The organism is Acinetobacter sp. S-1, assembly GCF_059579785.1.
The window spans coordinates 3659129-3683335 of sequence record NZ_CM184207.1 but is presented as its reverse complement, the minus strand read 5'-3'; the positions used below and the strand labels follow the sequence as shown (position 1 = coordinate 3683335).

17 protein-coding genes are annotated in these 24207 nt (G+C 41.8%); 14 read left to right on the top strand and 3 right to left on the bottom strand.

Features of this window, described 5'->3' with window-relative positions; genetic code table 11:
• The first annotated feature begins 27 nt into the window (after positions 1-27).
• Entirely contained in the window at positions 28-1467 is a 1440-nt protein-coding gene (locus AC52J8_RS17650) for an amino acid permease (protein WP_086398805.1), read from the top strand.
• A 370-nt stretch (positions 1468-1837) separates the two neighbouring features.
• Complete coding sequence (locus tag AC52J8_RS17645) at positions 1838-3268, top strand: amino acid permease (protein WP_171293755.1); 1431 nt, start codon at positions 1838-1840, stop codon at positions 3266-3268.
• A 61-nt stretch (positions 3269-3329) separates the two neighbouring features.
• Here AC52J8_RS17645 and AC52J8_RS17640 read toward each other — a convergent pair whose 3' ends face one another.
• Positions 3330-4211, bottom strand: coding sequence for a LysR family transcriptional regulator (locus tag AC52J8_RS17640; protein WP_005071920.1), 882 nt, complete (start codon positions 4209-4211; stop codon positions 3330-3332).
• Positions 4212-4376: 165 nt separating this feature from the next.
• Between AC52J8_RS17640 and AC52J8_RS17635 the strand changes: the two genes are divergently transcribed.
• The 7 genes from AC52J8_RS17635 to AC52J8_RS17605 all read left to right on the top strand — a co-directional run bounded on the left by AC52J8_RS17635 (position 4377) and on the right by AC52J8_RS17605 (position 12968).
• The gene (locus tag AC52J8_RS17635; protein ID WP_032063986.1) at positions 4377-5894 is read left to right on the top strand and encodes a CoA-acylating methylmalonate-semialdehyde dehydrogenase; all 1518 of its coding nucleotides are present in this window, start codon (positions 4377-4379) and stop codon (positions 5892-5894) included.
• Positions 5895-5905: 11 nt separating this feature from the next.
• Positions 5906-6796 carry a 3-hydroxyisobutyrate dehydrogenase gene (gene mmsB / locus AC52J8_RS17630; protein ID WP_086398804.1) on the top strand — a complete coding sequence of 297 codons (891 nt, stop codon included), beginning with the start codon at positions 5906-5908 and terminating at the stop codon, positions 6794-6796.
• A gap of 77 nt (positions 6797-6873) precedes the next feature.
• A complete protein-coding gene (locus AC52J8_RS17625) occupies positions 6874-8523 on the top strand; it encodes an AMP-binding protein (RefSeq protein ID WP_086398803.1) in 1650 nt (549 codons plus the stop codon).
• Positions 8524-8534: 11 nt separating this feature from the next.
• Positions 8535-9662, top strand: a complete 1128-nt coding sequence (locus tag AC52J8_RS17620) for an acyl-CoA dehydrogenase family protein (protein ID WP_001160774.1) — start codon at positions 8535-8537, stop codon at positions 9660-9662.
• 21 nt (positions 9663-9683) lie between these two features.
• Positions 9684-10457 carry an enoyl-CoA hydratase gene (locus tag AC52J8_RS17615; protein WP_086398802.1) on the top strand — a complete coding sequence of 258 codons (774 nt, stop codon included), beginning with the start codon at positions 9684-9686 and terminating at the stop codon, positions 10455-10457.
• Positions 10458-10469: 12 nt separating this feature from the next.
• Positions 10470-11495: an enoyl-CoA hydratase/isomerase family protein gene (locus AC52J8_RS17610; RefSeq protein ID WP_086398801.1), complete on the top strand. Its 1026-nt coding sequence runs from the start codon at positions 10470-10472 to the stop codon at positions 11493-11495.
• 120 nt (positions 11496-11615) lie between these two features.
• On the top strand, positions 11616-12968 hold the full coding sequence (locus AC52J8_RS17605) for an MFS transporter (RefSeq protein ID WP_086398862.1): 1353 nt from the start codon (positions 11616-11618) through the stop codon (positions 12966-12968).
• A gap of 89 nt (positions 12969-13057) precedes the next feature.
• Here the strand turns inward: AC52J8_RS17605 and abaI are convergent, their stop codons facing one another.
• Entirely contained in the window at positions 13058-13624 is a 567-nt protein-coding gene (gene abaI, locus AC52J8_RS17600; protein WP_086398800.1) for an acyl-homoserine-lactone synthase AbaI, read from the bottom strand.
• An 84-nt stretch (positions 13625-13708) separates the two neighbouring features.
• Positions 13709-14104, bottom strand: a complete 396-nt coding sequence (locus AC52J8_RS17595) for a DUF4902 domain-containing protein (RefSeq protein ID WP_086376399.1) — start codon at positions 14102-14104, stop codon at positions 13709-13711.
• 759 nt (positions 14105-14863) lie between these two features.
• Here AC52J8_RS17595 and abaR point away from each other — a divergent pair.
• From abaR to AC52J8_RS17570, 5 genes are all read left to right on the top strand, one after another.
• Entirely contained in the window at positions 14864-15580 is a 717-nt protein-coding gene (gene abaR, locus AC52J8_RS17590) for a LuxR family transcriptional regulator AbaR (RefSeq protein WP_086398799.1), read from the top strand.
• A gap of 697 nt (positions 15581-16277) precedes the next feature.
• Positions 16278-18167 (top strand): fatty acyl-AMP ligase, encoded by a 1890-nt coding sequence (locus tag AC52J8_RS17585; RefSeq protein WP_496538853.1) that lies wholly within the window; start codon positions 16278-16280, stop codon positions 18165-18167.
• Positions 18168-18217: 50 nt separating this feature from the next.
• Positions 18218-19993, top strand: a complete 1776-nt coding sequence (locus AC52J8_RS17580) for an acyl-CoA dehydrogenase family protein (protein ID WP_086398861.1) — start codon at positions 18218-18220, stop codon at positions 19991-19993.
• Positions 19990-20250 (top strand): acyl carrier protein, encoded by a 261-nt coding sequence (locus tag AC52J8_RS17575; protein WP_002118032.1) that lies wholly within the window; start codon positions 19990-19992, stop codon positions 20248-20250. The genes AC52J8_RS17580 and AC52J8_RS17575 overlap by 4 nt, the downstream gene beginning before the upstream one ends.
• A complete protein-coding gene (locus AC52J8_RS17570; protein ID WP_208753428.1) occupies positions 20247-24206 on the top strand; it encodes a non-ribosomal peptide synthetase in 3960 nt (1319 codons plus the stop codon). Before AC52J8_RS17575 ends, AC52J8_RS17570 begins: the two co-directional genes overlap by 4 nt.
• Position 24207 lies beyond the last annotated feature (1 nt).

Sequence of the window (24207 nt, the reverse complement as noted above, 5' to 3'; positions counted from 1 at the left end):
CAAAGGAATTCAAAAAGGAATTTTAATATGACAACGGCTCGTCATTCAGATACAGAAAATTCTCCTGATCATCTGCAACGAAAACTGTCTAACCGTCATTTACAACTGATTGCTATTGGCGGTGCAATTGGAACCGGCCTATTTATGGGTTCGGGCAAAACCATCTCCCTCGCAGGTCCTTCAATCCTTTTGATCTATATGATTATTGGAGGAATGTTCTTTTTCTTAATGCGTGCAATGGGCGAGTTGCTCCTTGCAAATCTGCATTACAAATCTTTTGTTGATATGGCTCATGACCTGATTGGTCCTTGGGCTGGTTATTATTTGGGCTGGACTTATTGGTTAGGTTGGGTGCTGGTGGGTATTGCGGACCTTTCAGCAGTCATTAACTATTTAGGTTTCTGGCTACCCGATGGTGCAAGTTTCTCACCAATACAGCAAGCCATGATTAGCGCAGGTTGTGTGTTGTTTGTGATGGGTCTTAACCTCTTAACAGTACGCCTATTTGGTGAAATTGAATTCTGGTTTGCTCTCATTAAGATCTTGGCGATTATTGGTCTGATCGGAGTGGGCGGCTACATGATTTTCAGCCATTTCCAAGCTCCGCAAGGCGCTGTTGCAAGCATTAGTAATGTTTGGTCACATGGCGGTTTATTCCCGAAAGGTACAGAAGGCTTCTTGGCAGGATTCCAGATTGCTGTATTTGCTTTTGTCGGGGTGGAACTTGTAGGTACGACGGCTGCTGAAACGAAAGACCCGCAGAAGAATTTACCGAAAGCAATTAATGCGATTCCAGTACGTATTATTTTGTTCTATGTGTTGGCACTGTTTATTGTGATGTCAGTAACCCCTTGGGATCACATTCGTGCAGATAAAAGTCCGTTTGTTGAGTTGTTCTTAAATGCGGGTATTCCGGTTTCTGCAATCATCATGAACTTGGTGGTGCTATCTTCGGTCATGTCTTCAATGAACAGCGGTGTGTTTTCAACCAGTCGTATGTTGTTTGGATTATCAAAAGATGGTCAGGCACCGGGTGCATTTGGTCGTTTATCAAAACGCGCAGTCCCTTCAAATGGTTTGATTTTCTCTTGTACGTTTATCATGGGCGGGGCAGTACTTCAGTACTTTGTTCCAAACACAATGGAAGCATTTACTTTGGCAAGTTCACTTTGTGTGATTCTATTCATTAGTGTCTGGAGTCTCATCATGGTGTGCTATTTACGCTACCGTAAATTACGTCCTGAATTACATGAAAAATCAAAATTCAAAATGCCAGGTGGCGTTTGGATGAGTTATGTTGTTTTGGCATTTATGCTTTTCACTTTGGTGATCTTGGCATTAGAGCCAGATACATTGAAAGCTTTATATGTCAGTCCATTGTGGCTGGTCATTTTAGGTGTTACCTATCATGTGCTCTATAAACCACGTATGAAAAAACTAGGACGTGAACTCGTCAACGATCATTAAGTTTTATTAAAAAGCCAATCAATTATGATTGGCTTTTTTTATTTTTATTAGATTTTTTATCGGAATAATATTGTTTATTTTTGAATCGATAGAGCAGTTTGGAGGGTATTGGAAAAGTACATATAGCAGGATCACATGCTACACTTCGGCTAATCTGGAAACCCAGATTGATTAATTAAAATTGCCGTGAAGGCAGTACATAAATAATGTGACTTAAAAAAATCAGGACAAACGATTTATCAATTAAGGAAAAAATATACTTGAACATCTTGTCCTGAGGTATAGACTCAGCAACCCACGATATACGGTTCGTTTTTCTCCCTATAGGTTGCTGATTTAAGTTAAGCAAAATATAAAAAGGACTTCTAATATGACAATGGTTCATCATTCTGATGAGGCAAGCTCCCCTGATCATTTACAACGGAAATTAAATAATCGCCATCTACAAATGATTGCAATTGGCGGTGCAATTGGAACTGGTCTATTTATGGGCTCGGGCAAAACCATCTCCCTCGCAGGTCCTTCAATCCTCGTGATTTACATGATAATTGGTGGCATGTTCTTTTTTCTGATGCGTGCATTGGGTGAACTACTGCTTGCCAACTTACATTACAAATCATTTGTCGATATGGCTTATGATTTGATCGGACCATGGGCTGGCTATTATATAGGCTGGACTTATTGGTTAGGCTGGGTACTGGTCGGTATTGCTGATTTGTCTGCGGTCATTAACTATTTAAGTTTCTGGCTGCCCGAAGGCACCAGTTTCTCACCCATGCAACAAGCCATGATTAGTTCAGGCTGTGTACTATTCATTTTAGGGCTTAACCTTCTTACCGTTAAGCTATTTGGTGAAGTTGAATTCTGGTTCGCACTCATTAAGATTTTGGCCATTATTGGCCTGATCGGAGTCGGTGGTTACATGCTTCTCACTCATTTTCAAGCTCCGCATGGCGAGGTTGTGAGTGTAAGTAATGTGTGGTCGCATGGCGGCATATTTCCAAAAGGCGTAAGCGGATTTTTGGCAGGTTTCCAGATTGCCGTGTTTGCCTTTATTGGCGTTGAATTGATTGGTACAACTGCTGCTGAAACGAAAGATCCACAAACGAATCTGCCTAAAGCGATTAATGCTATTCCGTTACGTATTATCCTTTTCTATGTGTTGGCACTCTTTGTGGTGATGTCAGTGACACCTTGGAATCATATTCGTGCAGATAAGAGCCCGTTTGTTGAGTTGTTCTTAAATGCGGGTATTCCGATTTCAGCAATCATCATGAATTTGGTTGTACTGTCTTCGGTGATGTCTTCAATGAACAGCGGCGTATTTTCAACCAGTCGTATGCTGTTCGGTTTATCAAAAGATGGTCAGGCGCCAAGTGCATTGGGCCGTTTATCAAAACGTGCAGTGCCATCGAACGGCTTAATCTTCTCATGTATTTTCATTATGGGTGGGGCAGTGCTTCAGTACTTTGTTCCAAACACCATGGAAGCATTTACTTTGGCAAGTTCACTCTGTGTCATTTTATTCATTAGCGTGTGGATTTTAATCATGGCGTGCTATTTACGTTACCGTAAGTTGAGTCCAGAGTTACATGCTGCATCAACATTTAAAATGCCGGGTGGCGTGTTAATGGCTTATGTCGTTATTGCATTCTTCTTGTTTACTTTAGTGATTTTGGCACTCGAGCCAGATACATTAAAAGCGGTATACGTGAGTCCACTATGGTTGGTGGTTTTAAGCGTGACATATTTTGTGTTCTATAAGCCACGTATCAAAAAATTAGACCAAGAACTTGTTTAATGAACTATAAATGATTTTAAAAAAGCCAATCGATCATGATTGGCTTTTTTATTTAGGTTCTTTAATCAACCAACAAATGCTGATATTTGTCAGCTTGTTTGCGTAGATAATCCCAAACCAATTTAATGCGCGGTTCATGTTGTAAATCAACAAAGGTCAGCATCCAAAACGTGTGGGTAAAGCGAACTTGTTGTTCTAACACCTCTTCAAGTTCCGGTTTATCATCTGCCAAAAACTTGGGTAAAATCGCAAGTCCTGCACCAGCACTCACCGCAATTTGTTGGGCCAAAATACTACTGCTACGGAAGTTGGCATTCAGCTTTAGAGGTAACCGTTCTAAACAGTACAACTCAGGGCTATATACCAGATCGTCAATATAGTTCACAAAGCGATGTTGGGTTAAATCTTCTAAGGCTCGGATAGGTGGGTTTTGGGCCAGATAGTTTTTGCTACCATAAATTTTTAAACAATAATCTGATAATCGCGTAATGATGTAAGGGCCAGACGTAGGACGATCAATTGATACCACAATATCTGCCTCACGGTGTGAAAGCTTAATCATTTTTGGCACTGGAATTAGGTCGATGGTGAGCAGTGGGTATTGAATCGAGAACTCAGCCAATAACCGAGCTAAAAACGCAGTACCAAAACCTTCAGGTGTGCCAATTCGCACACGACCTTGCAAAGGTTGATGTGGTTTTTCAATTTGTAAGAAGGCTTGTTCCATTTGCTCAACTCGAGGAACCAGTGCCATCCCTTCGAGTGTCAGCTCATAACCCGTCGCTTCACGCTTAAACAGCGTTGTACCCAAAGCAAGTTCTAGGGCCTGAATCCGTCTAGCCACTGTACTGTGCTCAACACCAATAATCCGCGCAGCATTGGTCAAAGTTTTAGTCCGAGCTAAAACCAGAAAAAAATGTAGATGATCCCAATCCACTTTCATTTTTGTTGTCATCCTTGTGCATATTTGCACAACAATCGTGCATGAATTTCTGTTGGTGGTCAAAGTTTTCTTTGCTAGTCTCAATTGAAACTGGAATAAAGAAAATACATAGATAAGTATTTTCTAATAATTGAACACAATAAAAATATGGCCTACGGAGAGGTTATGAACACAATCCAAAAAATCGAATTGGAAACCGCTAAATTACTCATTAACGGAAACTTTATCGAATCTGAAACACAGGAATGGCAAGACATTGTTAATCCTGCGACTCAGGAAGTGATTGGTCGCGTACCATTTGCAACGGTTAAAGAAGTTGACGCTGCTATTCAAGCTGCACAAGATGCTTTTGCTTCTTGGCGTCAGACTCCAATTCAGGCACGTATGCGCATCATGCTCAAGCTACAAGACTTGATTCGTGCCAACATGAAAGAAATTGCGCAAGTACTAACTGCTGAACAGGGTAAAACCTTGGCAGACGCTGAAGGCGATATTCAACGTGGTCTAGAAGTGGTTGAACATGCCTGTTCAGTTGGTACTTTGCAAATGGGTGAATATGTTGAAGGTGTAGCGCGTGGTGTAGACACTTATACCTTGCAGCAACCTTTGGGTGTCTGTGCGGGTATTACGCCGTTTAACTTTCCTGCCATGATTCCACTTTGGATGTTCCCAATGGCAATCGTGTGTGGCAATACATTTGTTTTAAAACCATCAGAACAAGATCCGTTATCAACCATGATGCTGGTTGAGCTTGCGATTCAAGCAGGTGTTCCAGCAGGTGTGCTTAACGTTGTACATGGCGGTAAAGAAGTGGTTGACCGTTTGTGTACACATAAAGACATTAAAGCGATTTCATTTGTAGGTTCAACTGCAGTTGGAACACATGTTTATAACCTTGCAGGGCAACATGGTAAACGCGTCCAATCGATGATGGGTGCAAAAAACCATGTTGTGGTCATGCCTGATGCCAATAAAGAACAAACCTTAAATGCTCTAGTCGGCGCAGCGTTTGGTGCAGCAGGGCAACGTTGTATGGCATTGTCGGTTGCAGTGATGGTGGGTGACAGCAAACAATGGATTCAAGAGTTAGTCGAAAAAGCGAAAACCTTAAAAGTAAACGCAGGCCATGAGCCAAATACTGATATTGGCCCTGTCATTTCAAAACGTGCTAAAGCGCGAGTGCTAGACTTAATTAATAGCGGTGTTGAGCAAGGTGCAGAGTTGCTACTCGATGGTCGTGATGTTCAAGTACAAGGCTATGAAGCGGGTAACTTTGTCGGCGCGACGATTTTTAGTGGCGTAAATACCGACATGCGTATTTATAAAGAAGAAATCTTTGGTCCAGTTCTTTCAATTATTTGTGTAGACACACTTGATGAAGCGATTGCGCTTATCAACGCCAACCCATTTGGTAACGGTGTAGGTCTATTTACACAAAGCGGTGCGATTGCACGTACTTTCCAAAACTTAATTGATATTGGTCAAGTTGGTATCAATATTCCAATTCCTGTGCCAGTGCCTTTCTTTAGTTTTACGGGTTCAAGAGGTTCAAAACTGGGTGATTTGGGGCCGTACGGCAAACAAGCTGTGCAGTTCTACACTCAAACTAAAACCATTACCAGTCGTTGGTTTGAAGATAGCCATGAAGTTGGCGGTGTAAATACAACCATTAGTTTACGTTAAGGGGATCACGGATGAATATCGCCTTTATCGGTCTAGGCAATATGGGCGGCAGAATGGCTCATAACCTACTGAAAGCCGGAATCAAAGTTTATGGATATGACCTCAGTGAAGTTGCTATTCAGCACTTCGCCGAGGCAGGTGGTGTGGTCTACGACAGCCCGCAGGCAGCAGCAAAACAAGCTGATGTGGTCATTAGCATGCTGCCTGCGGCAAAGCATGTTAAGGAAGTTTACTTAGGTGAAAATGGTGTTTTAGAAGTACTAAAAGCAGGTAGCTTATGCATTGATAGCAGTACCATTGACCCACAAACCGTTAAAGACATTGCCACTGTTGCACATAGCAAAAATATTAAAATCTGCGATGCACCCGTCTCTGGTGGAACCATTGGTGCTCAAGCAGGAACCTTAACCTTTATGGTGGGTGCCGATGATCAAACCTTTAACGAAGTAAAACCTGTACTTAGCCACATGGGCAAAAACATAGTTCATTGTGGTGATGTTGGAGCAGGCCAAATTGCCAAAATCTGCAATAACCTGATTTTGGGTATTTCAATGGCAGCGGTGGCCGAAGGTATGGCACTTGGTGTGAAACTCGGCATCGACCCACAAGCATTGGCCGGCGTCATTAACACCTCAAGCGGTCGTTGCTGGAGCTCAGATGTGTGTAACCCATGGCCGCATATTAATGAAAATGCCCCAGCATCTCGAGGCTATCAAGACGGCTTTGCAACTCAGCTGATGCTAAAAGATTTGGGTCTTGCAGTAGAAGCGGCAGGCCAGGTCAAACAACCAGTTGTATTAGGTGGCATGGTGCAACAGCTGTATCAGCAAATGTGCATGCGCGGTAATGCCAATCTCGATTTTTCGAGCATTATTCAGCAATACCTGCCACAAGAGGCATAACGGTAAAGCCAAAGGATGGCTTTAAACACATTAAACCCTGTCGTGAATAACAACAAATCCGGACTGAGGGAAAAGATATGATGGATTATCAAAATGCTGCACAGACTTTCGATTTGGAAAGCACTGCAAAACAGATGTTATCAGGTTCATTTGATGCCTTAAATGCTTGTTATGAATGCTGTGATCGACACGCAGATGGCGACAAAATTGCACTGTATTGGCAAGGAAAAGATGGACGAAAAGAGCAATATACCTTCCGTGAATTAAAAGAATGGTCGAGTCAGTTTGCTAACTTTTTAAAATCACAAGGTGTGAAAGCGGGAGACCGTATTTCAGGCTTATTGCCAAGAACACCTGAACTGATCGTGACCATTTTGGCAGCTTGGCGAATTGGTGCGGTGTACCAACCCCTATTTACTGCCTTTGGTCCCAAAGCGATTGAGCACCGTATTCAACTTGCTCAAAGTAAGCTGGTGGTGACCGATATGGGCAACCGTAGCAAGCTCGACGAAATTGAAAAGTGCCCTGCAATTATGACAGTGGCCGACGCACAAGGTACTCCGCTTAAAGCAGGTGATTTTAATTTCTGGAATGAAGTGAAGCAGCAGTCCGATCAATGTGATCTGGTGATGCGTAGCATCCAAGATCCTTTCTTGCTTATGTTTACTTCAGGCACTACAGGACCAGCGAAACCATTGGAAGTGCCACTAAAAGCATTGATTGCTTTTGGTCGATATATGCAAGATGCCATTGGTTTAACCGAAGAGGATTCATTCTGGAATATTGCCGATCCGGGTTGGGCGTATGGTCTGTACTATGCGATTACTGGACCGTTATTTTTAGGCCATGCCACTTTGTTCTATGAAGGTGGTTTTAGTACCGATAGCCTATGCCAAATTGTGAAAGATTATAAAGTTAACAACTTGGCAGGTGCACCAACCGCTTACCGCATGATGATGGCAGCTGATCCGGCACAAATGGCGCCGTTAAAAGGACAATTCCGTGTGGTGAGTAGTGCAGGAGAGCCGCTGAATCCAGAAGTGATTCGCTGGTTTAAACAAGTCCTTGATGCTCCAATTTATGACCACTACGGGCAAACTGAAGTAGGCATGGTGGTGTGTAATCATCATGGTTTAAAACATGAAATTCATGCTGGTTCAGCAGGTTTTCCAAGTTCGGGCTATCGTGTTGCGATTGTTAATGAACAAGGTGAAGAACTTCCGCCAGACACACCGGGAATTTTAGCAGTCGACATTAGCCAGTCTCCAATGATGTGGTTTGGTGGCTATAAAGAAAGTCGTAAATCACCTTTCATCGGTCATTACTACTTAACGGGTGATACTGCCGAACTCCATGCCGATGGCAGTATGAGCTTTGTCGGCCGTAGCGATGATGTGATCACCACATCGGGTTATCGTATTGGACCTTTCGATGTAGAAAGCGCACTACTTGAACACGACGCTGTGATTGAAGCCGCAGTAATAGGCGTGCCTGATCCGGATCGCACTGAAGTGGTTAAGGCTTTTGTAATTTTAGCTGCGGGCGTACAACCTTCAGATGCGCTTGCTGAAGAACTCAGCCAGTTTGTTAAAAGACGACTTTCTGCTCATGCTTACCCACGTTTAGTTGAATTTGTGAGTGAATTACCTAAAACTCCAAGTGGCAAAATTCAGCGCTTTTTATTGCGTAATCAAGAAATTGCTAAACAACAAGCTAAAGCAGGGTAAAGGAAATAATAATGCAATTTACCGAAGAACAATTACTCATTCGTGATATGGCGAAAAGTTTCGCCCAAGAACAAATTAAGCCTAATGCCAGTGATTGGGACCGAGACGGAACTTTCCCAAAAGAAACTCTGACTCAAATGGGGCAACTCGGTTTTATGGGTATGCTTGTTTCAGAGCAATGGGGCGGTTCAGACACGGGTAACTTGGCATATGTACTGGCGCTTGAAGAAGTTGCGGCAGCAGATGGCGCAACCTCAACCATCATGAGTGTACATAACTCGGTTGGCTGTGTGCCTATTTTAAAGTTTGGTACTGACGAGCAAAAAGAGCGCTTTTTAAAACCTTTAGCACAAGGTGAAATGATCGGCGCTTTCGCCTTAACTGAACCACATACTGGCTCAGATGCGGGAGCCATTAAAACCCGAGCAGTGAAAGATGGTGACGATTACATCTTAAATGGTGCCAAGCAGTTTATTACCTCTGGTGATAATGCTGGTGTCATTATTGTGTTTGCCGTGACCGATCCGAGCGCGGGCAAAAAAGGTATTAGTGCCTTTTTAGTCCCACGCGAAACACCGGGCTATGAAGTGATTCGTGTTGAAGAAAAACTCGGTCTGCATGCTTCAGATACGTGTCAGATTGCACTAACCGATGTGCGCATTCATAAAAGCCTCATGCTTGGCAAAGAAGGTGAGGGTTTGAAAATCGCCCTTGCCAATTTAGAAGGTGGACGTATTGGTATTGCTGCACAAGCAGTCGGTCTAGCACGTGCGGCGCTCGAAGAAGCGACTCGCTATGCCAAAGAGCGTATTACTTTTGGAAAACCAATTTTTGAGCATCAAACCATCGCTTTTCGCCTTGCCAGTATGGCAACTGAAATTGAAGCAGCGAGACAACTGGTTCACTACGCTGCGCGTTTAAAAGAAGCAGGTCAACCGTGTCTCAACGAAGCTTCAATGGCCAAGTTATTTGCTTCAGAAATGACTGAACGCGTGTGTTCGAGCGCACTACAAGTGTTTGGTGGCTATGGTTACCTCAGAGATTTCCCAATTGAGCGTATTTATCGTGATGCGCGTATTTGTCAAATTTACGAAGGTACGAGTGATATCCAGCGTTTAGTGATTGCACGTAGTCTATAAAATCAGAACAAGGAATAAGTAATGCAGTGGCAAAGTATTTTATTAGAAAAGCGTAATGGGGTTGGACTGATTACATTAAATCGCCCTCAAGCGCTCAATGCCTTAAACAGTGAATTAATTAGTGAAATTAATCAGGCATTAGATCAGCTCGAAAAAGATCGTGAAATTGGCTGCATCGTATTGGCAGGCTCAGAAAAAGCTTTTGCCGCAGGAGCTGACATTAAAGAAATGGCTGATTTGGCATTTCCTGATATTTATTTAGATGACTTTTTTCATCTTGCAGACCGTATTGCACAGCGCCGTAAACCTCTAATTGCAGCGGTGAGTGGCTATGCATTGGGTGGTGGCTGTGAGTTGGCGCTGATGTGTGACTTTATTTATTGTGCTGATAACGCCAAGTTTGGTTTACCCGAAGTCACTTTAGGTGTAATTCCGGGTATTGGTGGCACACAACGCTTAACTCATGCGATTGGTAAAGCCAAAGCAATGGAAATGTGCCTTACCGCTCGTCAAATGGGCGCTGTAGAAGCAGAACAAAGTGGTTTAGTCGCACGTGTATTTAGTAAAGAAGAATTACTTGAACAAACCTTGCAAGCCGCTGAAAAAATCGCAGCACGATCTTTAACTGCAAATATAATGCTTAAAGAAACCATTAACCGCGCTTTTGAGGTGAATCTGACTGAAGGCTTACGTTTTGAAAGACGCATGTTTCATTCAATATTTGCAACATTTGACCAAAAAGAAGGAATGCAGGCATTCGTTGAAAAACGAAAGGCAAATTTTAAAAATCAATAAGAGATCAATAAAATGAATACAGAAAATCACTTAATGATTGAGCAACAAGGTAAGTTGGGCATGATTACCTTAGACCGTGTGACTCATCTCAATGCATTGTCGCTAGATATGATTAAAAGTATTGGTGCCCAATTGGAACTGTGGCGAAATGATGCGGCTGTTCAGGCAGTATTAATTAAGTCAAATAGCCCAAAAGCCTTCTGTGCAGGTGGAGATATCCGCTATCTCTATGACAGTTATAAAAATGGTACAGCCGATTACAAAGGCTACTTTAGTGCCGAATATAAAATGCTAAATATACTGCGTGAATATGAAAAGCCAATCATTGTTGTGCTCGATGGCTATGTATTAGGTGGCGGTTTTGGCTTGGCTCAGGCTTGTCACATTGTGGTGAGCAGCGAAAAGTCCAGATTTGCTATGCCTGAAACAGCGATTGGCTTTTTCCCAGACGTTGGTGCAACTCATTTCCTGTCTCGCCTTGATGATATTGGTGTTTATATGGCAATTACGGGTGAGCAGATCAGCAGTAGCGATGCGCTTTACCTCGATTTAATTGACTACCATGTGCCAAGCGAGCAGTTACAAGCGTTGCAAGATGCTCTCGTTGAAGCGCCAACTTTAAGCAAAGAGGGAATTGAACGCATCATTACCCGATTTATTACTCGTCCTGCTGAAAGTGAACTCAAACAGTTGGCAGAAGGTATTCGTAAACACTTCGGATATCAGCATTTAGATGAAATCGAACAAAGTCTTGAAAATGAACAAGATGAAAGCTTAAAAACTTGGGCAAGTAAGATGCTTAGTATTTTGCAACAGCGCTCATTTATTGCCAAACAAACCAGTTTGAAACTGCAACATTTAGGCCGTGGGCTTTCTTTACCACAGTGTATGCAGCTTGAACGTGATTTACAGGATATTTGGTTTGAGCATGGTGACTTTATTGAAGGTGTCCGCGCTCTCATTGTCGATAAAGACAAACAACCACAGTGGCAAGAACGTAATTCGAAATTTGAGCCAATTTTAGAAAAATTGAGCTAAACCGAATTACAAAAATATAAAAAGCTTAAGGAGATAAAGCGAGACCTGAAAATGCTTATGGTCAGGGCTGGTCATAAGCATAAAAAAGATAAAACAAGAAAATCTAAAAAGGATATTACGATGCAATCAATACATGGAAACGGTTCAAATACTAAAAAGTCGTCACATCGATTAGCAGGCATCTCTAGCATGGTCGGCACCACCATTGAGTGGTATGACTTTTTTATTTACGGTGCGGCAGCAGCGCTCATTTTTAATAAATTATTTTTCCCTAACTTAGATCCACTTACGGGTGTGCTTGCTGCATTTGCAACCTATGCAGTTGGGTTTATTGGAAGACCATTAGGCGGCTTAGTCTTTGGTCACTTTGGTGACAAGATTGGCCGTAAATCGATGTTGCTACTAACCTTGATGCTCATGGGGATCCCAACCGTACTGATTGGCTTATTACCGACTTATGAATCAATTGGATATTGGGCTGCGATTGGTTTGGTTGTCTTGCGATTCATTCAAGGTATGGCAATGGGCGGGGAATGGGGCGGTGCTGTACTGATGGCCGTTGAACATGCTCCCGAAGGTGGTAAAGGGTTTTGGGGAAGCTTGCCTCAAGCTAGTACAGGTGGTGGCTTAATGCTAGCCTCAATCGCGTTGGGTCTGGTGTCGTTATTACCTGAAGAAGCACTGTTTAGCTGGGGTTGGCGTTTACCATTTCTTGCTAGCATTATTTTACTGGTAGTGGGTTGGTATATTCGAGTAAAAGTGCCTGAGTCACCAGATTTCGAAAAAGTAAAACAACAGTCTGAAGAAGTCAAAGTTCCTGCTTTAAAGGTTTTTAAAAACCATCCAAAGCAACTTATTACCATTATTTTAGCTCGTGCTGCCGAAAATGCATGGTTCTATATTGCTTCAACATTTACTTTGGCTTATACCACCGCACAACTTGGTATTCCACGCCAAGACATTTTATTTGCCACCATTTGCGGCGCAGCCGTCATTTTATTTATGACGCCGTTATGTGGACATTTGTCGGATAAAGTCGGCCAACGCAATATGTTTATGTTTGGCCTATGCATACTGGCGCTTTACTGCTATCCATTTTTTACCATGCTCAATACAAAAGATCCGGTATTAGTGTGGACAGCAATTGTTTTGGCAATTGGCGTTGTGTTCCCAATTATGTATGCGCCGCAAGCTCAGCTTTTTGCATGTCAATTTCCAGCGGAAATTCGTTATAGCGGAATTTCAATTTCGGTGCAGTTGGCTGGCGTATTAGGTGGTGGTTTAGCACCAATGATTGCTACTAAATTATTGAGCGTCGGGCAGGGTAATCCATATTTAATTATGCTTTATATTGGAAGTATGGCTGTGGTTGCAATTATATCGACGACATTTATGCCACGCGATTGGAGTCCTAAAACTGATGAAGCTTATTATAAAAAGTCGAATTTAAATTTAAAAACCAAGATTGATTGATAGTCCTTAAGATTCTTGGTCATATTGCTACGTGACTATATAAAAATTGGGACTCATGCAGAAAATATGTAGGAGTCCCAAATAAGCAATTAAACATCAATCAGGCATGCAAACATCGCATATCCATCAATAACCATGGGTGGGCCTGCGCGATGGGCTCGAAAACCCGCAGCACGTAATAAACGTTCTACACCAAGAGGAGAGGTCGTAATAAGTTGTTTTGCGCCTTGTTCTCTTGCAAAGTTAATAGCTTCTTGCAGAATGGCAATAGAAACTGGCGATGACACTGCTTGACTCGCTGTGGTAGGTGGATTCGAGAAATCTACAGCTGAAAACCTTGAGAGTTCCCAAATTTCTGGCGAGCAGGGAATAGGCATTCCATTGAGTAATTGGGGAAATATTTCACCCAGTAAATAGGGTTGAGTCGTGGGTAGTAATCTTGCACAGCCAATAATATTGGATTCTCTATCTTGAGCGACGACATAAGCTGTGTCGACTTTATCAAATTGATCTAGTTCTTCATTGTTTGGACAGTTCAACTCCCATCCCAAATGCTCAACAAATACCCTGTAACGGTAACTTTTAAATTTGGTATACAAGCCTTCTGAAAAATTGTTTTGAAATCCAGCAATAATATTCATTACAAGTGCTTCCACTTATTTTTCAAGCGACTTTACTGAACAGCTGGAAAGGCGGTAACTGTAAGAATTTACAGGTTTCTAAGAGATGGTTTGACTTAATTAAGACTGGATTAATGACGTATTGATTTGGGCATAAATAAACGGTTCCCAGAATAAAGTATCTATTTTTTTCTTGAGGAATGTTTCATTAGTATCAAACCCGATATCTATACCAGATATATCAACAATCATGATATTGCTTCGAGGCAAACCTACTCGTTTTACGGTAGTGATGCCATTGTACTCAATAAATTCCCAATCCCATCCGGTACTTAAAGCTGGAGTTTTTAACGTTGCCCATTCGGTAAAACCATAATAGAGAATTTTAGAATCTTCAATTTGTGTTGATTCAACAATAGAGATGATGTGTTGGAGAGGATAACTCATGAGTTGGTTTTCGTTCATTCGAATAAAACCATCTGTTGAGATAGAGAAATGAGGGAGTATGCTAACCATGCTACCTGCTTAAGTACCCTAAATTAAGATTTAGTGAATAAATAACATAAATTTTTGCCAATAAAATACTGTTATATTTAACAGGTTAACTATAATTTGATGGTGCACCTTTAAGCTATTCTTATCAGAGATGTTTTTGGATAAAAACTCTTTTTTTAAAGGGACTAGCTCGATAGAATCTATTAGATAGTCAATAATTTTAATACTAAAATAATAATTACAAGTATGGGGAGTTTTGCTGTAATTGTTTGGTTTTTAAAATATTATAATTATTTTTAGTTTTTTTATATAAAAAACAGGGGAATTGGAGGTATTGAATAATTGAAAGGCAATATTATTTAATTAAATTAATAAAAACATGCTCTCAAGATTAAGTGATCGAGTTCTCTATAAATTAAAAAAATATATATTTTGGAATAAAATGCATCCTGTAAATTTTAATTTTTAAAGCATAATCTGCGCATGAAATATAACAACCTTGAAAGCGTTCAGATATATAGTTTATCTGAATAATTTGCAATCATTCCGGGCTTAAAAGTGTTGTTAATTGGATAATGAATTCAAAATCTGTAATTGAGGGCTCTAATAGAAGAGCAGGTGCCGAAAATATATTTAGTAACCTAAGAGTGTTTTAGATTATTGATGATCTTTATTGAAATTACAGTAAAAGATTAGGCTTACACTTCAATTTGATTACTTTGGATTCACAATATGCAACCGAACAAAAAATAGTTTGTGAATGGAGTCTAATGAGAGCAAATGGAAAGTTGGCAAGAGGATTTATTATCAGCATTTTTGGTGGTAAAAAATGAATACCAGTTGTTTGAGATCGTTAAATCTACAGCATTAAAGCTCGGATTTGACTATTGCGCTTATGGTATGCAATCACCCTTATCTATTGCTGAACCAAAAACGATTATGTTGAATAATTATCCAGAAGCATGGCAGAAACGTTATGTGGAACGGCAATATGTGAAGATAGATCCGACAGTGCAGCATTGTATGGTATCACTTCAACCTCTTGTTTGGTCGAGTCAATCTGCAAAGACACAGGCCGAAAAAGATTTTTGGGAGGAAGCGCGTTCTTATGGTTTAAATGTCGGTTGGGCTCAGTCAAGCCGTGATTTTATTGGGACCAGAGGAATGCTAACACTCGCAAGATCCAATGACCAATTGTCGGAAAAAGAGCAAAAGGCACAATATACAAATATGTATTGGTTGTCTCAAACAGTACATTCTAGCATTGCTAAAGTTGTAAATGAGGTGGAATTCGCTCAGTTTAATCTTTATTTAACGAACCGAGAAAAAGAGGCACTGCGTTGGACTGCTGAGGGTAAAACGTCTGCAGAAATTGCCCAGATTCTAGGGGTGACTGAAAGAACAGTAAATTTTCACCTCGGAAATTCAATGCAGAAGTTAAATGTGAATAATAAAATTTCAGCAGCTATCCGAGCTGTGATGTTAGGACTTTTATAAAGTATACCTATAAATAATACATCTGAATAAAGTAAATGCTTGTAATATTTATATTTTAAATCAATCATTGCTATAGTTTATTATAAAAGCTATTTATCTGAGTTTTATTTTAAAATTAAACCAACTGGAAAAATTTAATTTCATATTATTTTAGTATTCATGATCTTATGCGAAAGTCAAAATTAATTATATTGATTTATAAAAGTATATATTGGTTGTGAGAAATTATAATGTTGAAATATGATTTATTTTTAAATGAATAATATGGGTGGATTGTTAAACTATACTTAAATAGCTTATTGCTATAAGAAATTAAATCTCAAAAATCAAAAACTAAAATATCAATAAAAGAGTTATACGAGCTAAGAATTCGCTTATGGATTGAAAGCTTTTATATACTTGTTTAATACTAAAAAAGTAAAGATAAAAATGAATTTAACTTTTAATCTAATTGCAAAAATAAAAAATAGAAATGAGTAAGACAATTTATAAAAGGTGTCCAGTTTCTCGATTTTTATAAATATAGACCAACCTGTAAGCACTTACAGGTGTAATAAATGGCACCCACACATAAAATATAATGTGAATTTATATTTTAAACAAAAAGTATATTCATTTTTATTAAAAGCCCCGACGAGAAATGTAATTTCTAAATTAGCGAATTTTAAGGGTGAATTATAATTAATCGGAGTAAGTTATGGCTGTAATGGATACGGATAATATCATTGCAACATTGGAATCCCACGCAAATTTAAATGGAAGTAAGGTTGCTTTCGAGTATTTAGGGCGTCAATCGGGTGGTATTCAGTCTCTTACGTATAAAGATTTGAACGCACGAGTTCAGCATCAAGCTCAGGTATTAATGAATCTTGTAGACAGTGGTGATCGCGCTGTGTTGCTGTTTGAGCCTGGGTTGGACTTTATCGTATCGTTCTTTGCCTGTCTAAAAGCTAAAATTATCGCGGTACCAGTCAGCCTACCTTTTAATCGTAATGGTTTTTCTAATATTTTGAATATTATGAATGACTGTGAGCCAAAAATAGTACTCACCACCAAAAAGATTCTTGAGCTATCAGGTCTGATCACACTAAAAGCTCAAAATGAAAGCTTAATATTACATGCCGTTGATGCTGAGCTACAGCGTGATTTGGTACAAAAAGATTTCCCGCTCATTACAGAAGAAGATATCTGCTTCCTGCAATACACTTCGGGATCAACAGGTTGGCCTAAAGGGGTAATTGTTACCCATAAGAATATTATGGCAAATGAAGTCATGATTGCTGAAGCTTTTGGCACGCAACCTGAAGATATTGGCCTTACATGGCTACCTGTTTATCACGATATGGGGTTGATTGGCTCAGTTTTGCAAACTGTGTATGTGGGCCTGACTTGCTATGTCATGTCACCGCTGGACTTCATTCGTAAGCCTCTAAAATGGTTGCAATTTATCAGTGAAAAAGGTGTAACAATTACTGGTGGACCAAACTTTGCTTATGAATTATGTCTGCACCGCATCTCTGATAAGCAGGCTGCATCGCTTGATCTGAGTCGTTTACGGGTGCTGTTTAATGGCGCTGAGCCGATTAAGGCTCACGTCATGCAACGCTTCATGGAAAAGTTCAATACCCAGTCGGAACTGAAACTAGATACTTTCTTGCCATGCTATGGACTGGCAGAAGTTACGCTTTTAGTTAGTGGTGTGACTGGTCCTCTCAATGCAATTTCAATCGATCGTGACAAGTTAAATGCCAATCTGATACAGGCCAGTCAAGATCAGACCGCCGTGCAAGTGGTGAGCTGTGGCAAGATCTCGGCACATATTGATTGCCGTATTGTCAATCCGCATACCCGTAAAGAAGTAGCGGCTCATGAAGTTGGTGAAATCTGGCTAGCAGGTGAGAGCGTTACAGCAGGTTACTGGCAGAAGCCAGAGGTCAATCAGGAAACTTTTGCGGCGACTATCATTGATGACGAGGGTCAGCCGAGTCAAGTGCACTACTTGAGAACGGGTGATATGGGCTTTGTCAAAGACGGAGACCTATATGTAACTGGCCGCCTTAAGGATGTGATTATCATCCGTGGCAAGAACTATTACCCGCAAGATATCGAGTGCTCTGTTGAAATGGCGCATCCTGCTGTTCGTAAAGGTTGTGTTGCAGCAGTGAATGTTGCTGATTCTGAGGGTGTTACGGTTGTACTTGAGATCAAGAAGAAATCACTAGACAAGACTCTCAATTTTGAAGCCATTAGAACTCAGGTCAAGGAACAAGTGACAGCTGATATTGGCTTACCTGTAGAAGGCGTCTATTTACTACATCAAGGCCGAATTAACAAAACTACTAGCGGCAAAATTAGAAGAAGAAAAATTAAAGAGCAGATCGAACGCGGTCAATTGGTCTGTTTAACCCATCCAAACCGTAGAACGGTGATTGCTCGAAACTATGTCAAAAACGGCTTAGAAGTCATCCGTGATCGTGAGCAGCGGGGGCAGCTGATTCGTTATAGCTCCAATCTTCTCAACTCAATGATCAAGGAACGTGAAGTACGCACGCTGATTTTTAATCGTCTGAAAAGTGCTTTGTTTTAACCCTTACCCTTTAATCATTTGAGTGAAAATCCATGTCACTGACATCCAATTTGCGGCAGTTTCAGTCTGCTGCTCGTCTGGAGCAAATTTTAGGCTCCGTACATGATAACAACAACGATTTTTCTTGGTCCGCTGCCATCGAGCGTGATGAGAAGGAGCAATATCCTCAGCGTGCTGTTGATTTTCTGAATGCGGTGGGTATGAACCGTTTCTACGTACCTTCAGAGCTCGGAGGTCGTATGGAAATTGGTGAAGAGTTGCTATATCTGCATCGTGTGTTGGCACGACGTGATCTAACCATTAATTCGACCTATAGCACGAATGCTTGGTCTGTGATCGTATGGATCGGCGGTAATGCGAATCAATGCCAAAATATTGCTAGTCGAATTTTAAGTGGTGCTGCTCCAGCACTGGCTTATAGCGAGAAAGCGCATGGTGCTGACTTATTATCTAGTGAAGTGACAGCTCAGTCTGCCGAGAGTAAATACATCTTAAATGGCGAAAAATGGTCAATCAACCGCGCCACTTTAGGAGACTCTTTAAGCCTGATCGCTAAAACATCCAATGATCGTGGACCACGTAGTTTGAGCGCATTCTGGCTTGATAAGCGTCATATGGCTTCTAAAGGAACCTATAGTCTGAACCGCCTGCCAACAGTGGGTATGCGTGGTTTAGATATTAGTGGTATTGGCTTTAACAACGCTGAAATTCACAAAGATGCTTTGATCGGTGAAGAGGGCCAAGGGTTGGAACTTGGACTCAAAACCCTACAGGTAACGCGTGCATATTGCAGTAGTTTCTCGCTGGGGGCTGGCGATACGATGCTACGCATCGCGACTGAGTTTGCCATTGAACGTGAGTTATATAACAAAAAAGTAATCAGTATTCCGTTGGTACGTGAGCAGCTCGCTACAGCCTATGCCTACCTTTTAGCAGCGGAGGTGTTATCACTCGTTGGCGCGCGCGGATTACACGTTTGTATTAATCAGTTTAGTACATGGTCGCCAATCGTCAAGGTACTGGTGCCTGAGTATGTAGAGTCACTTGCCAAGATCACTTCTTCAGTGCTTGGGTCACGTTTCTTCTTAAGAAATGCATATGCAGATGGAATGTACCAGAAAGCATTCAGAGACCATCTGATTGTTAGTGTGTTTGACGGAAGTAGCACCGTTTGTCTAGACAGTCTGAGTTTTCAGCTCAAATCAGCCAATAAAGGTCGTAGCAAAAAAGCCGACCATCTCAACCAAGCCGAAGCCAAAGCACGTTATCGCCAGTTGTATGACTTACAAGTGGAGACAGACGCTATTGATTTCCGTGGGCTTGAGATTTTCAACCGAGATGGCGATTTGGTGATGGAGTCGCTGGGGACAATCATTGAAATGCTCAACGATGCCGAAGCCACAGTAGGGTTGTCTACTGAAATGCTATCTACGCTACGTGAGCATGCAGACCGGCTTCTGGTTGAACAGCGTTCATTGGATCAAAAAATTCAGAATTACTTTTCAAACTCTGAGGAAAGCAAAGAGTTTGAAACTTTGCGTTTTAGTCTCGCTCGAGGCTACGCAGAACTGTTTGCCCGAATTGCTGTGCTGAGTTTCTGGGTTTTTAACCGTCATGGCTTAAGGACTGCTTTAAAGGATGGAGCATGGTTGATCATTTTCCTAAATGCTGCGGAAGGGCAGACATCTCCCCCTATTACGTCATTACGTGAAAGCACATTAGCAGATTTGCTAGACCGAATTTCAACCAACCACATGTTATCTGTTATCGATTTCGCATTGGCACCGCGTGATGCCAAACCAGTTAAAGAGGAGATTACCCCATGAATAAGGATAAAGTTTACTGGAGCGCGATCATTCGTACGCTAGTAGCTAAAGAGATGCGTGTAGAGCCTGAGACGATTGATCCAGAGCAAAAATTTACCAGTTATGGTCTTGATTCGATCGTTGCTTTGTCTGTGTCTGGGGACCTAGAAGATCTGACAAAACTGGAACTTGAGCCGACACTGCTATGGGATTATCCAACAATCAATGCATTGGCTGAATATCTGGTTTCTGAGTTGCAACAGGGAGTTGCTTCATGAATAACATTGCGAGCCTAGAACCAAAAATTCTGTCGCGTCATGCGATTTCTGCAGAACAGCTTGGTATTTGGTATATCCAGCGTCTTGAGCCAACTTGCAGTGCCTACAATATGGTGGTGGCTTTTGATGTGAAGGTCAACCAGCCATTAGGCAACAAGCCGATGGAGATTTTGGAAGCAGTGTTACATGATTATCCGTTACTACGTGTAAGCATGCCTGCCAATGATCAGGGTATCGAGCAAATCATATGGGATCGTGTATATCCTAATATCATTCTCTCTGATGCTCGTCATGTTGAAGCTTCTGATTTTACGAAATTAGTCGAACAGGATACCAAGCAACCATTTGACCTAGCTCAGCCACCGTTGTGGCGTATCCATTGTTATGAGCGTGGTCAGAATCACTATGTGATTGCAGTTGTGATTCATCATGCCTTAATGGATTTCTGGTCGATTGGTCTATTGCTGCGTGATGTCTGCAAGCGTTTTGGACTGGTAACAGACTCAAATCTAGTGAACGGAATCGAGTTCGCTCAATATGCAGATAAGCAGAAGAGCAACGTGATCGGTGATGCTGATGAAAGCTTACTGTTTTGGAAAAATGCGTTAAAGCATGCTTCACATGTGCATAGCATTCCACTTGATTATCCACGTCCAGCTGTGCAACAACATAAAGGTAGCTCGGTAATTTTCCGTGTACCTGAGTCAGTATCGTCTGGTCTTGTAAACTTAGCGAAAGATTATGAAATTACCTTGTTCGGTCTTGTATTATCGGGCTTCTATATCCTGCTAAACAAACTATCGAATGAAAATAATCTAGTCGTTGCCACAGCAGTAGCAGGTCGACTTGAACGCTCTTTGCGCAATGCACTAGGACAGTTTGTCAATACAATTGCTCTTAACATAGACATCGATGCTGATCAGACTTTACGTCAATTTACACAGCAGGTGCAGGAACAATTAAAACAGAGTCTTAAACATCAAAAAGTTGCTTTTTCCAGAGTGGTTGAAGCTGTTTCACCAAAGCGTGATGGCAGTATAAACCCATTGGCTCAAGTTGGAATGTTTTGGGAGCGTCTAGGTGGTTTGGATGAGTTTAAAGAATTACTCTTACCAATCCAGAATCCAGCTACTTTAGTCGGTCAAGATCTTACGCTAGGAAGCTTTCCGGTTCGCCAACAAGAAGGCCAACTAGATATTATGCTAGAAATGGGCGGTGAATATCAGGGTGAACTGGTTGGTGTACTGAAATACAACTCTGAAATATTTTCTGCGGAGTCTGCCGAGAATATGGTGCAACTACTGCAAGTTGTATTATCGGAAATGGTGGCTCATCCTGAACGTAAGATCGTTGAGTTAGATATCGCACCTGATTATGCGAATGGCATTCAGCTAGGCTATCTACGTGGTCAGGTGACCGACTATCCTCGACATGATCTACTGGGAATGATTCTAAAGCAGATCGATGAGCGTGGTCACAATCATGCTATGACTTCTAGAGATCATGCTGTCAGCTATCATGAGTTAGGCCAGCATATTGCTGGGATTGCTGAATATTTACGTGCACATGGTATTACCAATGGGGATCGTGTAGGTCTAATGGTAGACCGCACTGTGCTATTGCCCGCGGCAGTCCTCGGAATCTGGGCGGCAGGAGCAGCATATGTACCGTTGGATCCTAGTTTCCCAAGAGAACGTTTGCATAACATCGTAGAAGATGCTGAACCTAAAGTCATTTTGACCCAAACTGACTTGATGGATGCTCTTACAGTCTCTTTACCACGTCTAGATATCAATCAAGCTGGTGTTGTTCCCCTTGAGCAAGTACGTGAGACGCTTGCCTTTGGTGATACCGCTTATGTGATGTACACCTCAGGTTCGACAGGTAAGCCTAAAGGCGTGCGTATTGGGCATCCTTCAATAGCTAATTTCTTGTTGTCTGTGAACGATAGGCTTCACGCAACTGCGGATATGCAGTTATTAGCGATCACTACTTATGCGTTTGATATTTCTGTTGTTGAACTATTGATTCCACTGATGTACGGCGGTGTGGTGCATGTGTGCCCACGTGAGATATCTCTAGATGGTAACCTGCTGGTTGAGTATATGCAGGCGAAGTCGATCAATGTTATGCAGGCAACGCCGTCCTCTTGGAAAATGCTCTTGGACAGTGAGTGGAAAGGTATCCCACATCTAACTGCACTTAGCGGAGGCGAAGCGCTAGATCCTGTACTCGCAGAAAAACTACTGAGCAAAGTCAGCTGCCTTTGGAATGTCTATGGCCCGACCGAGACGACTGTATGGTCCAGTGCAGCCCACATCAACGATGCCAAATATATTGATTTAGGCGAACCAATGGCGAACACCCAGCTTTATGTTCTTGACGAACAGCAGCGATTGGTTCCACGAGGCGTTATGGGAGAGCTCTGGATTGGAGGCGATGGTCTTGCAGTCGATTACTGGCATCGACCTGAGTTGACAGATGCACAATTTAGAACTTTACCATCCCTACCAAATGCTGGTCGACTCTATCGCACCGGAGATAAAGTCTGTCTGCGAATGGATGGGCGTTTGACTCATCATGGACGTCTGGATTTTCAGGTCAAAATCCGTGGATTCCGTATTGAGCTAGGCGAAATCGAGAATGTCCTCAAACAGATCGATGGTATTACAGATGCAGTAGTCTTGGTTAAGACCACAGCCGACAATGATCAGAAGCTGGTGGCTTATGTGACCGGACATGACATTGAAATGGCTGGTCTAAAAAAGACTCTGCAAATCCATCTTCCGGCTTATATGGTGCCAAGTACGTTTATCCGATTGGATGAGTTTCCAATGACGGCTAACAATAAGTTAGATCGTAAAGCATTCCCTGAGCCAGTGTTTGAGCAGAGCAATGATTATGTTGCTCCACGCGATTCGATCGAAATCGAGTTATGTACTACCTTTGAGCAGATTTTGTCAGTCAAGCGAGTTGGTATACATGATGATTTCTTTGAATTAGGTGGGCATTCATTACTGGCTGTGAAACTTGTCAATCATCTCAAGAAGGTATTTGGTACCGAATTATCAGTTGCTTTACTTGCACAGTACTCAACTGTTGAGAGTTTGGGAGAGATCATCCGTGAAAATAAAGAAATCAAACCTTCAATCGTAATTGAACTGCGCCGCGGAACTTATGAACAACCGCTGTGGCTCTTCCATCCGATTGGTGGCAGTACCTTCTGTTATATGGAACTCTCGCGTCATCTCAACCCGAACCGTACTTTACGTGCTATTCAGTCTCCGGGTCTGATTGAAGCAGACGCTGCTGAAGTGGCGATTGAAGAAATGGCGACACTCTATATTGCTGAAATGCAAAAAATGCAGCCTCAAGGGCCTTATTTCCTCGGTGGTTGGTGTTTTGGCGGTGCGATTGCATACGAGATCAGTCGTCAGTTGCGTCAAATGGGGCAGCAGGTCACAGGGATTGTCATGATCGATACACGTGCTCCAATTCCAGAGAATGTGCCTGAAGATGCTGATGATGCCATGCTTTTGTCTTGGTTTGCTCGTGATTTGGCTGTGCCTTATGGCAAAAAGCTGACGATATCAGCGCAATACTTGCGTGAATTGAGTCCAGATCACATGTTTGATCATGTGCTTAAAGAAGCTAAGGCCATCAATGTCATACCTCTGGATGCTAACCCATCAGATTTCCGACTTTACTTTGATACCTATTTGGCGAATGGCGTCGCACTTCAGACCTATTTCCCTGAGCCTGAAGATTTTCCGATCCTCTTGGTTAAAGCCAAAGATGAGTCTGAAGATTTTGGGGAAAGTCTCGGCTGGGATCATTTGATCAAAGATACGCTTACACAAGTGGATCTACCTGGTGACCATTCATCGATTATGTTCGCTGAGAACGTTGCGGCTGTGGCCAAGGCAATTGATCAGATGTATCCAATTCCTGCATAAG

Excerpts from the sequence above, each read along its gene's own strand:
- AC52J8_RS17650 (WP_086398805.1), top strand. The coding sequence starts at position 28 with ATGACAACGGCTCGTCATTCAGATACAGAAAATTCTCCTGATCATCTG.
- AC52J8_RS17645 (WP_171293755.1), top strand. The coding sequence starts at position 1,838 with ATGACAATGGTTCATCATTCTGATGAGGCAAGCTCCCCTGATCATTTA.
- AC52J8_RS17640 (WP_005071920.1), bottom strand. The coding sequence starts at position 4,211 with ATGAAAGTGGATTGGGATCATCTACATTTTTTTCTGGTTTTAGCTCGG.
- AC52J8_RS17635 (WP_032063986.1), top strand. The coding sequence starts at position 4,377 with ATGAACACAATCCAAAAAATCGAATTGGAAACCGCTAAATTACTCATT.
- mmsB (WP_086398804.1), top strand. The coding sequence starts at position 5,906 with ATGAATATCGCCTTTATCGGTCTAGGCAATATGGGCGGCAGAATGGCT.
- AC52J8_RS17625 (WP_086398803.1), top strand. The coding sequence starts at position 6,874 with ATGATGGATTATCAAAATGCTGCACAGACTTTCGATTTGGAAAGCACT.
- AC52J8_RS17620 (WP_001160774.1), top strand. The coding sequence starts at position 8,535 with ATGCAATTTACCGAAGAACAATTACTCATTCGTGATATGGCGAAAAGT.
- AC52J8_RS17615 (WP_086398802.1), top strand. The coding sequence starts at position 9,684 with ATGCAGTGGCAAAGTATTTTATTAGAAAAGCGTAATGGGGTTGGACTG.
- AC52J8_RS17610 (WP_086398801.1), top strand. The coding sequence starts at position 10,470 with ATGAATACAGAAAATCACTTAATGATTGAGCAACAAGGTAAGTTGGGC.
- AC52J8_RS17605 (WP_086398862.1), top strand. The coding sequence starts at position 11,616 with ATGCAATCAATACATGGAAACGGTTCAAATACTAAAAAGTCGTCACAT.
- AC52J8_RS17595 (WP_086376399.1), bottom strand. The coding sequence starts at position 14,104 with ATGGTTAGCATACTCCCTCATTTCTCTATCTCAACAGATGGTTTTATT.
- abaR (WP_086398799.1), top strand. The coding sequence starts at position 14,864 with ATGGAAAGTTGGCAAGAGGATTTATTATCAGCATTTTTGGTGGTAAAA.
- AC52J8_RS17585 (WP_496538853.1), top strand. The coding sequence starts at position 16,278 with ATGGCTGTAATGGATACGGATAATATCATTGCAACATTGGAATCCCAC.
- AC52J8_RS17575 (WP_002118032.1), top strand. The coding sequence starts at position 19,990 with ATGAATAAGGATAAAGTTTACTGGAGCGCGATCATTCGTACGCTAGTA.
- AC52J8_RS17570 (WP_208753428.1), top strand. The coding sequence starts at position 20,247 with ATGAATAACATTGCGAGCCTAGAACCAAAAATTCTGTCGCGTCATGCG.